We start from the raw sequence: 11808 nt of genomic DNA on the forward strand, positions 1-11808 counted from the left end.
GATAGAAGACTAAGTTTTTGAAGATGTGTATTTTTTTCGTATTAAACCAACAAACAAAAGAAAAAGCGGAATGATCATTTCTAGAAAAGGAACGAAAAAAGATCCTGCGGTAGAAAAAAAGTGAGCAATTTCTTGATAACTTGGGGCGATCCATATACTAAATAATACTTGGAGAAATCCCAATGGAAGTACAAATAATTTGTAATCAGACACATTCAGCACTTGGGCTGTCCCTAGCACAAGTGCATAATACAAGAGCGAAAACTTAACAAATACACCGGTAATCCAGACGGCAACGCTAATCGCTTCAACGTGCTCAAAGAAATGAACAAGACTGATATACTTGACAGCTTTCATAACTGGATATAATTTATCTTGTGTAATATCACCAAGTACAAAAACGGTAGTTAAATTTGTAATCGCCATCGTTAGTGTAATAGCTATAACCGAGATTGAACTCCATTTCCATTCCTTTCCTTTATCTTTCAAAAAAGGCAGCAAAAAGGAGAGGTAAAGAAAATCACTAAACCACAACATAAGAAAAAAAGCTCCTTGTAAAGACGGTAGAATTCCATTTCCCATGATAGGAAGAATATTTTGTGGTTCCATATCCGGCAGGAGCATCACCGTCACGAGTAGAAGAGGAAGCGCAAACACGGGGAGAAAAACCAGTGCTGCACGTGCCAGTACTTCTAGGCCACCGAAAATAGCAAATGCACTAATTAGAGTCATACTAGCAATTATCACGATGATTGGAGTTTTTGGAAGAACGGTGCTAACGATGAATTCACCATACTCCCGTAGAACAATGCCGCTATTGAAAAGAAAAGAAAGCAGATAAATGATCCCAAGGAATTTCCCGATAAAACGCCCCAAAATATGCTCGCTATATTGAATGATATTCTCTCCAGGATAAAGCTTATGCAGCTGGAGGAGAATAAACACGAGCAGTAAGCCGATTGGACAGTCCCATATAGGAGATATCCAAAGATCCTGCTTTGCATAGGTTGCTGAAATAGATGGAACGGTAAGAATTGCAGTAGCTAGGATACTTGGATACATGATTATGCTCATCTGTATAGCGGTAATTCGCCCTTTTTCCATTATTTTCTATTCTCCTTTTTATTTCTATTGCTCACTTTTCTTTAAATATTTGATGTAGGATAATTTACCGGCCGTCATACGAAAATAGTGGTCCAAGTCTTAGCAGGTTTTAGGGAAGTTAAAACTAAGTGCTTGTAGATCTATATTTTTTTCGTATAAGACCGACAAACAAAAGAAAAAGCGGAATGATAATTTCGATAAAGGGATAAAAAATAGATCCAGCCGTAGAAAAAAAGTGACTGATTTCTTCAAAACTTGGAGCGACCCATATACTAAATAATACTTGGAGAAATCCCATTGGAAGTATAAACAATTTGTAATCCGACACATTCAGCACTTGGGCGGTCCCTAGCACAAGTGCATAATACAAGAGCGAAAACTTGATAAATGCACCGGTAATCCAGACAGCAATGCTAATTGCTTCAACGTGCTCAAAGAAATGAACAAGACTGATATACCTGACAATGTTGATTACTGGATATATTTTATCTTGTGTAATATTGCCAAGTACAAAAACGGTAGTTAAATTTGTAACCGCTATCGTTAGTGTAATGGCTATAACCGAGATTGTACTCCATTTCCACCCCTTTCCTTTATCTTTCAAAAAAGGAAGCAAAAATGAGAGGTAAAGAAGACCACCAAACCACGTCATAAGAAAAAAAGCTCCTTGTAAAGACGGTAGAATTCCATCCCCCATGATAGGAAGTATATTTTGTGGTTCCATATCTGGCAGGAGCATCACCGTCACGAGTAGAAGAGGAAGCGCAAACACGGGGAGAAAAACCAGTGCTGCGCGTGCCAGTACTTCCAAACCACCGTAAATGGCAAACGCACTAACTAATGTCATACTAGCCATTATCACGATGATTGGAGTTTTTGGCAGAGCGGCACTACTGAGAAATTCGCCATACTCCCGTAGAACAATACCGCTATTGTAAACAAAAAACAGCAAATAAAAAATTCCAAGGAGTTTCCCGAGAAAACGTCCCAAAATATGCTCGCTATATTGAATGATATTTTCTCCAGGATAAAGCTTATGCAGCTGGATGAGAACAAACACGAGCAGTAAGCCGATTGCACAATCCCATATAGGAGACATCCAAAGATCCTGCTTTGCATACTTAGCTGTAGTAGACGGAACGGAAAGAATTGCAGTAGCTAGGATACTCGGATACATGATTATGCTCATCTGTATAGCGGTGATTCGCCCTTTTTCAATCATTTCTATTCTCCTTTTCTATTTCCATTGCTCTTACTTTTACTTACATATCTTAAATAGGTTCATCGATCGTCCATCAAATTAGAAACCTAAGTGCTTGTAGATTTGTATTTTTTTCGTATAAGACCGACAAACAAAAGAAAAAGCGGAATGATAACTTCGATAAAGGGAAAATAAAAAGCTCCAGCTGTAGAAAAAAAATGAGCAATTTCTTGAAAACTTGGGGCGACCCATATACTAAATAATACTTGCAGAAATCCCAATGGAAGTACAAACAATTTATAATCCGACACATTCAGCACTTGGGTTGTCCCTAGCACAAGTGCATAATACAAGAGCGAAAACTTGATAAATGCACCGGTAATCCAGACGGCTATGCTAATCGCTTCCACATGCTCAAAGAAATGAACAAGACTGATATACTTGGCAATGTTTTTAACTGGATATAATTTATCTTGGGTAATATCACCAAGTACAAAAACGGTAGTTAAATTTGTAATCGCCATCGTTAGTGTAACAGCGATAACCGTAATTGTACTCCATTTCCATTCCTTTCCTTTATCTTTCAAAAAAGGCAGCAAAAAGGAGAGGTAAAGAAAATCACTAAACCACGTCAGAAGAAAAAAAGCTCCTTGTAAAGATGGTAGAATTCCATTCCCCATGATAGGAAGTATATTTTGTGGTTCCATATCCGGCAGGAGCATCACCATCCCTAGTAGAAGAGGGAGAGCGAACACGGGGAGAAAAACCAGTGCTGCACGTGCCAGCACTTCCAAACCACCGTAAATAGCAAGTGCACTAACTAGAGTCATACTAGCCAATATCACGATGATTGGAGTTTTTGGAAGAACGGTGCTAACAATAAATTCGCCATACTCCCGTAGAACAATACCGCTATTGTAAAGAAAAAAAAGCAAATAAAAAATTCCAAGGAGCTTCCCGATAAAACGCCCCAAAATATGCTCGCTATATTGAATGATATTTTCCCCAGGATATAGCTTATGCAGCTGGAGGAGAATAAACACGAGCAGTAAACCGATTGCACAATCCCATATAGGAGATATCCAAAGATCCTGCTTTGCATATTTTGCTGTAGTAGAAGGAACGGAAAGAATGGCAGTAGCTAGGATACTCGGATACATAATTATGCTCATCTGTATAGCGGTAATTCGCCCTTTTTCCATCATTTTCTATTCTCCTTTTCTATTTCCATTGCTCTTACTTTTCCTTACATATCTTATATAGGATAATCTGCCGGAAAACATATGAAAATAGTGGTCCAGGTCCTAAAATCGTTTCAAGATTTATCCCTACTTACCTAATAATTTATCCAACGGCTTGAAAAGCATTTCAATCATTTGCGTAGGCCCAGGCATATCCGGAAAGAAAAGAAGGAGGATAGAAAGAAGCCAACCTATTACTGTTATGGTCACAAGGGAGATTTTTTCTTTTTTATGGTTTATCCCTATTTTGGGCCATTCATATAAAATGATGAGAAGTAGGAAAATTGTTATTCCAAGTGTCGTTATCCATTTCATTTTTTTCAACCTCAGTCCTTCATTCCAGCCAGTTTGGTCGATAAACCAGGGCGTCGTATATGCATGGTAACATCTATTTTCACTTCAACCTGCGGAAGAATCTTATCCCACCCGTCTTTGACTTTCTCCCACTCTTTCGGATATTTACGATGAAATGCATCTGCAAAACCAAATGCGTCCACATTCATTTCTTCCTGCACTTGTGTAAGGGTCTTGCCTATAAGCCCCTTGATTTCCTTTTCGGTGTTACTTTCTATTTTTTTGATAATAGTTGGCTCCATAATGTCGATATCACTACCATTTTGTACAATTACACCATCAAATTCTGTTTTTACTAACATGCTCCATTTTCCGTCTGTGATAGAAGGGATGAGTTTTGTCTTTTGACGAATGGGATCTATTGATACAATTCCTCCGTTTTGATTGCTTACTGACACGGAAGTCACTTCATTTTTATTTCGTAACCACAACAGTCCCCTTGTTAAGGTAGTATCAACTTGAGTGACCATTTCATCATTTTTCAAAATAGCTGTCCCTATAAGAAAATCAGTATGTTTTTCTGTAGTTTGAATCAATGGCAGGAGAGCCACCCCTGCATCGCTTGTTAACATCTGTTCAAAATCTTTCAAGGTAGTACTAGTACCTATATGCATCTCAGATATTTTTCGGAGCCCTTCGCCTACGAATAGTTCTAATTGCGGCTTAGCTTCCAGAAAATTAGATGCTTCCCCAGTACTGATAAACATATAAGCACGCTCCCGTGGTTCTGGGTGGCGAAGTAAATAGTCAATTTGTTTATGAAGACCACCCGCTTTAGCAAGTTTTTCCCCAATAATATACGTTTTACAGTGCCCCCAGAAGATTTTACGTGGAAGCTTTGTTTGGAGCTTTGACACAGCATCAGCCATATCTTCTCCAATCGCTGACCTCATCATGACACGGGGACCTCCTTGACCTTGTCCCGCTTGCCCGCTGCTTACAGCCGATGGGATTAAAACTTGGATGGTAAGCTTAATTTTTTTCCCTTCATTGGCATCCATAGCAACTCCTAATACTAGTGCAGTATCATTAAGTTCCCTTCTGTCCCAGCAGCCAGTAAGCAGAAATATAGAGGAAAAAGAGAGAAGAATGATGAATGTTTTCATAATATTTTGAGATAGAAAGGGATTCATCCTTTATCACAGCCTTCCCTTCATGCTTGCATTCTATTATTTATTTCTTTGTCTCTGATTCGTTTTTTGTTTAGGATTTCGCCTATCCATCATCCACCATGGAACCCGAATCAGAGCATCTTTCCATTTACGCCCTTTCATCGGGGTATTTGGGGAAAGGTAAGGAACTCCAAACGATTGCAATGCGCACAAGTGAATGACGATTGTAATGATTCCTAGCATAATACCCACTAATCCTAGTGAACCTGCAAGAAGAATCATAGGAAAACGTAGCATTCGAAATGCAATCCCTTGCGTATAGTGTGGAACCATAAAGGAGGAAATGCCTGTGATAGCAACAACGATGATCATGGGTGCAGAAACTAGGCCAGCTTGAACTGCAGCCTGCCCGATGACCAATGCGCCGACAATACTAACAGCAGCCCCAACCTGTTTTGGTAGTCGAACCCCAGCTTCACGCAATGCTTCAAACGAAATTTCCATCATTAATGCTTCTACAAGTACTGGGAAAGGAACAGTTTCCCGAGAAGAGGCTGCACTAATCAGTAAGGATGTCGGCACCATTTCCTGATGAAAAGTAAGAACAGCCACATAAAGAGAAGGTAGTACAAGAGAGAACACAAAGAATACAAAGCGCAATATGCGTATGGCTGAACTAATCAGGAAACGTTGATAATAATCTTCCGGCGATTGAAGTAAAGAAAAAAAGCTAATGGGAGCAATTAAGACAAAAGGAGTACCGTCCACTAAAATCGCCACGCGACCTTCTAGGAGATTAGCAGCAGCTATATCAGGCCGTTCCGTATTTACGAGTTGAGGAAAGGGAGAGTAAGAATTGTCTTCTATCAATTCTTCGATATAGCCGCTTTCCAATATGCTATCTATATCAATGCGTTGCAAACGATTTTCGACTTCCTTAATAAGGCTTTTTTCCGTAATTTCTTCTATATAAGCAATTACAATACTCGTATCCGTGAAACGTCCGATTTTTATTGGTTTCATTTTAAGTTGAGTGCTTTTGATTTTTCGCCTTAGAAGGGCAGTATTGACTGCCAAGGTTTCTGTAAAACCTTCTCGTGGTCCTCGTACGATACTCTCTGCCGTTGGTTCCTCTACTGAGCGTTTTTCCCATTTAGCCAATCCCAGTGCGAATCCAGACATTTCTTGTTGGATCAATAGCACCGTGTTACCGATTGAAAGATTTTCTATACAATCCCCGATTGTCTTAATTTCTATCACCTTTGCAATGGGTATCTTTTGCTCTAATTTTTCCTGTTGATTACTATCCATTCCTTCTGTCTCTAATGTAAGTGGAGTGAGTACATGCTTTTCAATCTCCTCTCTATTTGATAAACCTTCTATATATATAAGAACAGCTCTTGTTTGTCCATCAATCAAAAAGGGCCGGAAGGATACATCAAAGCAATCTTTATACACAGAGTGAAGAACTTGTAGATTGTCATCTAAATTGGAAGAAATCGAAATTTGTTGCTCAGCTATTTGTGGTTGTTTCGCATGGGAATCTTTTTTCTTATGGAATTGTTTGCGTTTATTTCGAAACAACATGATGAACGCCTTCCTTTTATCCAAGGTTGTATGGAAAAGTATGAAAAAAGCTATCTTTATTCTGTGAAGTATGGAGTAAAATTATCCAAATGGAATGTGATTTTTTACTACTGTTTTCATTATGTATGACTATAAAAGATTTTTTTACTTGATGGTATAATTAGGAAAAGAGGTGGTGATAAGATGCCTTGGGGAACAATCATTTACCAGATTGTGTTTTTTGTAATATTGATTTTTGTGGTTCAAGGCATATTCTTCCTTATAAAAAAAGTGTATATACACGCAAAGGGTCCCTCAGAAATGGAAAAGAAATTAGATCGAATTATTGAACTATTGGAAAAGCAAAAGAAAGAATAAAATTAACGGTAAAATGATTAGATATTTCCTAGATAGTTTCTTAGTTTTCGAAAGACAATCTTACAACAATGCAAGAAAGCTCATTTGAGGAGTAGTATTTATCTTGGGGTTCAAGTAGTATTTTTTTGCTTTCTTGATATAATAGCCTTACAAAATGATAGTAGAAGGTGGTCTTATGCTGATCGTCCATATTCTTGTAGGTATTTTATTTGGATTTATTCTCTGGAAGCTTCTCAAAGTAACGATAAAGTTCGTATTGTGGCTTTTATTAATTGGTATAATCGTAGCAATTATTTTTCCACAGGGATTATTTTTGGTTGGCGGTATCGGAGTTTTCGGGCTTAGTGCGTTAGTAGTACTTTTCATTTTAAGTTTACTAGGTTTCTTGTTTTTTGAGGGTCATTAAAGTGGAGAGGGTAGTCGAAATAATAAACTGTAAGTATTTACATCCCCTGGGTTCTCTCAGGGGATGTTTTGTGTATCTTAATGGACGACAGTAAATTGAGTATCACTACTTGCTCCATTACACATTACTGTAATAGAAACACTTCCTAATGTAGTATTGCCACCAACATGCCATGACCATGAGACATTACCATTTGCATCAGCTTGTTTTGGTTCAAGTCCTTGAGCATGACTATCCCCACTTTTATAATGAATAGCGATAGATGCTGTAGCGCCTGGTGTAACTTTTGCTCTTAGAGTAGCTGTGCTATTTCGAGGGGCTGGACTAGATACACTAAAAATTTCGACATTTGCTTGTTGTGTACTGGATTGTATCTGTTGTGTTTGAGCATAATTTGCTTTTGCGTCAGCATCAGCTTTTGCTTTTGCGTCAGCATCGGCTTTTGCTTTTGCGTCAGCATCAGCTTTCGCTTTTGCGTCAGCATCGGCTTTTGCTTTTGCGTCAGCATCGGCTTTTGCTTTTGCGTCAGCATCGGCTTTTGCTTTTGCGTCAGCATCAGCTTTTGCTTTTGCGTCAGCATCGGCTTTTGCTTTTGCATCTGAATCGGCTTTTGCTTTTGCATCAGCATCGGCCTTCGCTTTTGCATCGGCATCAGCTTTTGCATGTGCAACCGCATTGGCTTGAGCTTGAATTTCAACTTGATGTTTTGCTTCTAACTGTTTTGCGGTTGCAGATTCCATTCCAATTCCAACTACGGAAGATAAAATAAATACTATTACAGTATAACTAAGAATACCAAAAGCTTTCCCAATAACTGATTTTCGATTAAAAAAGAATAATTTACGCCGAATAGAGAAAGTGTTTGTGAAAGGGATCAAAGCAAACAAAAAAAGTAAACTCCATCCTAAAGTATGTACAAATGAATCCCATATAGTTGGACCAGATGATATTTGTCCAAGAAATCCTAAAACAAACACAATATACCCCAGTGAAGCAATGACTTTATTTTTGGAATTTCCAGATCGAAAACCAATAAATTTGTTAATGAATTTCATTATTTCCCCCTATTAAAAAGACATAATTAGTGCGACAAATAAATTATATCATTCTTTATTTTCTGGAAATACCATTTGGTTATAAAAAATACAAATATGTACAAATGTGAATGAAGGGGGAACTAATAATAAATTAGAAAATATTCCCAATATGTCAATTAGAATGACTTTATCTTGCTATTTAAGGTTAGTTAACGATTTGTAATTTCCCTTGTTTTTTATAAGAAGCTTACCCAAAAACAGTATCATAAATCTCCATAAATGATCGTGCAGCTAAACTCAAGTACCGTTCTTCTAAGTAAGTAAACACTAATGTGCGTGTCGGGTGGGTATCAATTGGAACATACAACGGGTTAAGGCTTGAATGTTGTCGCATTACCATTTTCGGGACGATGGTAATCCCTAACCCTGAGGCAACTAGCGATTGGGCTGTCTCGATATTACTAGTGATGAAAGCAGCTAGAGGCTGAAACCCACTATCTGCACAAAGATCTAGAAGGATGCGGCGAAATCCAAATCCCTGTTTTAACAATATAAATGGAGATTCCGCTACAGCAGATAAAGGGATTGCTTGTTCTGCGACTTGTACGTTTTTCCCTGCAGACTTCACGAGTATGCGGACTTCTTCTGACATCCAGTTTTTTTCTTCTCGTGGAATCGCAAGGAACAGCGGTTCAGTTAACATAGAACGAGTGACCAATCGATTACTTTCAATAGGTAACGGTAAAATGGATAGATCCACTAATCCTCTTACTGTTAAATTTTCTAGCTCCTCAGTTGACTCTTCAATTAAGTGTACCTTTACTTGTGGATATTTCTCTAAGAAAGCCTGAATAAGTGGTGGTAATATGTGTCCACCGGTGACAGCAGGAACCCCAATGGTTATTTCGGATCCAATCCCTTCATTGCTCTCATGCATTTCGCGTAACAGATCGTCATGTGCCCTTAGGATTTGCTCTGCTTTTTCAATAAAGCGAATTCCTTCAGGAGTTAGGGCAACAGGACCGTGTCCTCGATAAAATAGACAAACACCAATTTCATTTTCAAGTTTTTTGATTTGTTGGCTTAGTGATGGCTGCGCAATATGTAAGCTATTCGCTGCTTTAGAAAAGCTTTTTTGTCGATAAACCTCTAGAGCATATTGTAATAATCGTAGTTCCATATGATCAACTCCATAGTTTGTAACTATCGTTTTTATAGATTATATATCTTAGACGAATACCTGTCGATTCGTTATGATACATATAACAATCAATTAATGGAAGATACGAGGGAGGAAAAGAACATGAAGGAAGAAAAAACATTGGTTCAAAAGCAGTTTTCAAAACACCCCGAAAAATATCGAGATGAACAGTTATTTTCTGCTGGTGATGATTTACGCGCAATGATTCAAGCAGTTCCTTTAACAGGAAAAGAAAAAGTACTTGATATCGGAACAGGCGCTGGGCATACAGCAATTACATTTTCCTCCTTTACCAGGGAATGCATTGGTTTAGACGTAACAAAAGAAATGGTGGAAGTCGCTACAAATTATGCGAAGGAACGTGGTGTATCCAATGTGGAATTCCGTCAAGGAAATGCAGAAAGTCTACCGTTTCCAGATGGGACGTTTGATATTGTAACGTGCCGTTATGCTGCGCATCATTTTGCAAATGTTCGAAAAGTAGTGCAAGAGATATCCCGTGTACTAAAGACTGGCGGGCACTTTTTATTAATTGATCACTATGCCCCGGAAGATATATCGTTAGACCGCTTTATCAACCAATTAAACAAAATGAGGGATCCATCCCAAGTTCGTGAAAGTTCCCTTTCCGAATGGAAGGATATGTTTGCCGAAAATTATTCCCAGTATCAGGAAGTGTTAAAATGGGATTTACCAATTGAATTTGCTAGTTGGATTGAACGAGCAGGAACAACACCTGAAGTGAAGCAGAAAATTGTATCCCTTTTACAGAATGCTGATCCATTATGCAAAGAAACATTTAATCCAGTCTTTGATGAACAGAATGATCCGATTTCCTTTTGTTTAAAAGCGATTTTGTTACATGGTAGTAAGGATTAAACTTTCATTTTATATAAGAAAATCCAAAAAAATCCATTCTATATTCACAGCTAGTTCACAGTAGTTTCACAACAATTGGACATACTTGTTATGTACCAGAATTTACTAGCTTATGAAGTTTAGGAGGAATGGAAATGAAAGTAAGATCAAGCTTGATTGTACCTATTTTAGCAGCGTCTATATTATTACCGGCAGCAGGAGAAGCGACTGTAAATCAGAATACCAGCACAAATGCATCCCAGCAGCAGCATCATGAAAAAGGAGATAAGCAGCAAAAACTAACCAATATTATCAATCAATACGCTTCTCCTGAGTTAAAGGATCAACTTACAAAAGATCTTGCTACCCAAAAGAGCCTAGTACAGCAATTACGCCAAACGCCAGGATTTCAAAAGAAAGTAGAGCAAAAGAAGGCGCAGCAAAAGGCTTTTTATCAAGCACATAAACAGGAAATTGATTCTATTCATTCACAAGTGAAAGAAGGGAAACTAACAAAACAACAAGCACACCAGCAATTACAAGCATTATCTGGACAGAATAATGGTGAGAAAGATAAACTAGGAGATCGTTCGATTTATAAGGAGTTACAAACAGCTGTTCAAAAGAAAGACAAAGCAGCTATCAATTCTGCATTAGAAAAATTAGATCAACACATCCAAAGCTCTAATCAGAAATTACAACAAGAAATAGCAGCAAATAAATAAAATAAAGGAAAACAAATTCACCCTACCATAGTCTATCCTGTGGTAGGGTGATGTATGTTTTATTAAGCTTTTTTCCATTGTGCATCAATTCGTATTCCAGCGTCGTTCAAAAGGTTATAGAGTGGACATCTTTTTTCAACGATTTCTTTTAACTGTTGTATTCTTTCGTCACTTTCATCGGTTTTAATATTTACTGTAAATCGAACATTTTGGAAATGTGGAGAGACTCCTTCAACCCCTGATAATCCACGAATATCAATAACCCCTGTTGAGTCAAATTCAATAGCCGAGAAAGAAAAATCGATTTCTTTAGCAATTACAGAAATCATTACACTTTTACAACCGTTCAATGCGGCCAAAACAAATTCCATTGGATTAGGTGCCTCATCGGTTCCTCCTAATTGTATGGGTTCATCCATAAGAAAAGGATGAAAATGACGTACAGTTAAACTCGTTTTAACTCCAGATTCCCACTTTCCAGAGGCAGATACTTTCGTAAGTGTAGAAGTATTTAACATGTGAAACCTCTCCAATCCGTATTATTTATATAGGAATTATATAATATATTTTCCATTAGGTAAATATGATTTGATGGTTTTCTTAGAAAATTCTTACTACTTTCATT

Annotated in this window: 13 protein-coding genes; 4 read left to right on the forward strand and 9 right to left on the reverse strand. The window is 37.8% G+C overall.

All coding sequences use genetic code 11. From position 1 onward, the window contains the following. Positions 1 to 9: 9 nt before the first annotated feature. From ACM5BR_RS01500 to ACM5BR_RS01525, 6 genes are all read right to left on the reverse strand, one after another. A complete protein-coding gene (locus tag ACM5BR_RS01500; RefSeq protein ID WP_416825423.1) occupies positions 10 to 1104 on the reverse strand; it encodes a GerAB/ArcD/ProY family transporter in 1095 nt (364 codons plus the stop codon). 124 nt (positions 1105 to 1228) lie between these two features. Then, a complete protein-coding gene (locus ACM5BR_RS01505; protein WP_416825424.1) occupies positions 1229 to 2326 on the reverse strand; it encodes a GerAB/ArcD/ProY family transporter in 1098 nt (365 codons plus the stop codon). An 86-nt stretch (positions 2327 to 2412) separates the two neighbouring features. Next, positions 2413 to 3510 carry a GerAB/ArcD/ProY family transporter gene (locus ACM5BR_RS01510; protein WP_416825425.1) on the reverse strand — a complete coding sequence of 366 codons (1098 nt, stop codon included), beginning with the start codon at positions 3508 to 3510 and terminating at the stop codon, positions 2413 to 2415. A 123-nt stretch (positions 3511 to 3633) separates the two neighbouring features. Beyond that, a complete protein-coding gene (locus ACM5BR_RS01515) occupies positions 3634 to 3861 on the reverse strand; it encodes a hypothetical protein (RefSeq protein WP_416827808.1) in 228 nt (75 codons plus the stop codon). An 11-nt stretch (positions 3862 to 3872) separates the two neighbouring features. Continuing rightward, positions 3873 to 5033, reverse strand: a complete 1161-nt coding sequence (locus ACM5BR_RS01520; RefSeq protein ID WP_416825426.1) for a Ger(x)C family spore germination protein — start codon at positions 5031 to 5033, stop codon at positions 3873 to 3875. A 36-nt stretch (positions 5034 to 5069) separates the two neighbouring features. After that, the gene (locus tag ACM5BR_RS01525; RefSeq protein WP_416825427.1) at positions 5070 to 6599 is read right to left on the reverse strand and encodes a spore germination protein; all 1530 of its coding nucleotides are present in this window, start codon (positions 6597 to 6599) and stop codon (positions 5070 to 5072) included. A gap of 183 nt (positions 6600 to 6782) precedes the next feature. Here ACM5BR_RS01525 and ACM5BR_RS01530 point away from each other — a divergent pair, with 183 nt between their 5' ends. Together ACM5BR_RS01530 and ACM5BR_RS01535 are read left to right on the forward strand one after the other, a co-directional pair. Next, entirely contained in the window at positions 6783 to 6956 is a 174-nt protein-coding gene (locus ACM5BR_RS01530; RefSeq protein ID WP_416825428.1) for a DUF4083 family protein, read from the forward strand. Between the two features lie 175 nt (positions 6957 to 7131). Continuing rightward, positions 7132 to 7362 (forward strand): hypothetical protein, encoded by a 231-nt coding sequence (locus tag ACM5BR_RS01535; protein WP_416825429.1) that lies wholly within the window; start codon positions 7132 to 7134, stop codon positions 7360 to 7362. 77 nt (positions 7363 to 7439) lie between these two features. On the opposite strand, the gene ACM5BR_RS01540 is transcribed toward ACM5BR_RS01535, so the two are convergent. Together ACM5BR_RS01540 and ACM5BR_RS01545 are read right to left on the reverse strand one after the other, a co-directional pair. Continuing rightward, positions 7440 to 8417, reverse strand: a complete 978-nt coding sequence (locus ACM5BR_RS01540) for a hypothetical protein (RefSeq protein WP_416825430.1) — start codon at positions 8415 to 8417, stop codon at positions 7440 to 7442. Positions 8418 to 8646: 229 nt separating this feature from the next. Then, entirely contained in the window at positions 8647 to 9579 is a 933-nt protein-coding gene (locus tag ACM5BR_RS01545; protein ID WP_416825431.1) for a LysR family transcriptional regulator, read from the reverse strand. A gap of 123 nt (positions 9580 to 9702) precedes the next feature. Between ACM5BR_RS01545 and ACM5BR_RS01550 the strand changes: the two genes are divergently transcribed. Together ACM5BR_RS01550 and ACM5BR_RS01555 are read left to right on the forward strand one after the other, a co-directional pair. Beyond that, entirely contained in the window at positions 9703 to 10479 is a 777-nt protein-coding gene (locus tag ACM5BR_RS01550) for a class I SAM-dependent methyltransferase (protein ID WP_416825432.1), read from the forward strand. A gap of 134 nt (positions 10480 to 10613) precedes the next feature. Beyond that, the gene (locus ACM5BR_RS01555; RefSeq protein ID WP_416825433.1) at positions 10614 to 11183 is read left to right on the forward strand and encodes a hypothetical protein; all 570 of its coding nucleotides are present in this window, start codon (positions 10614 to 10616) and stop codon (positions 11181 to 11183) included. Between the two features lie 62 nt (positions 11184 to 11245). On the opposite strand, the gene ACM5BR_RS01560 is transcribed toward ACM5BR_RS01555, so the two are convergent. Continuing rightward, the gene (locus ACM5BR_RS01560; RefSeq protein WP_416825434.1) at positions 11246 to 11701 is read right to left on the reverse strand and encodes an OsmC family protein; all 456 of its coding nucleotides are present in this window, start codon (positions 11699 to 11701) and stop codon (positions 11246 to 11248) included. Positions 11702 to 11808: the final 107 nt, after the last annotated feature.

It is taken from the genome of Ectobacillus polymachus (genome assembly GCF_048159605.1).
Taxonomy (GTDB): Bacteria; Bacillota; Bacilli; order Bacillales; family Bacillaceae_G; genus Ectobacillus; species Ectobacillus polymachus.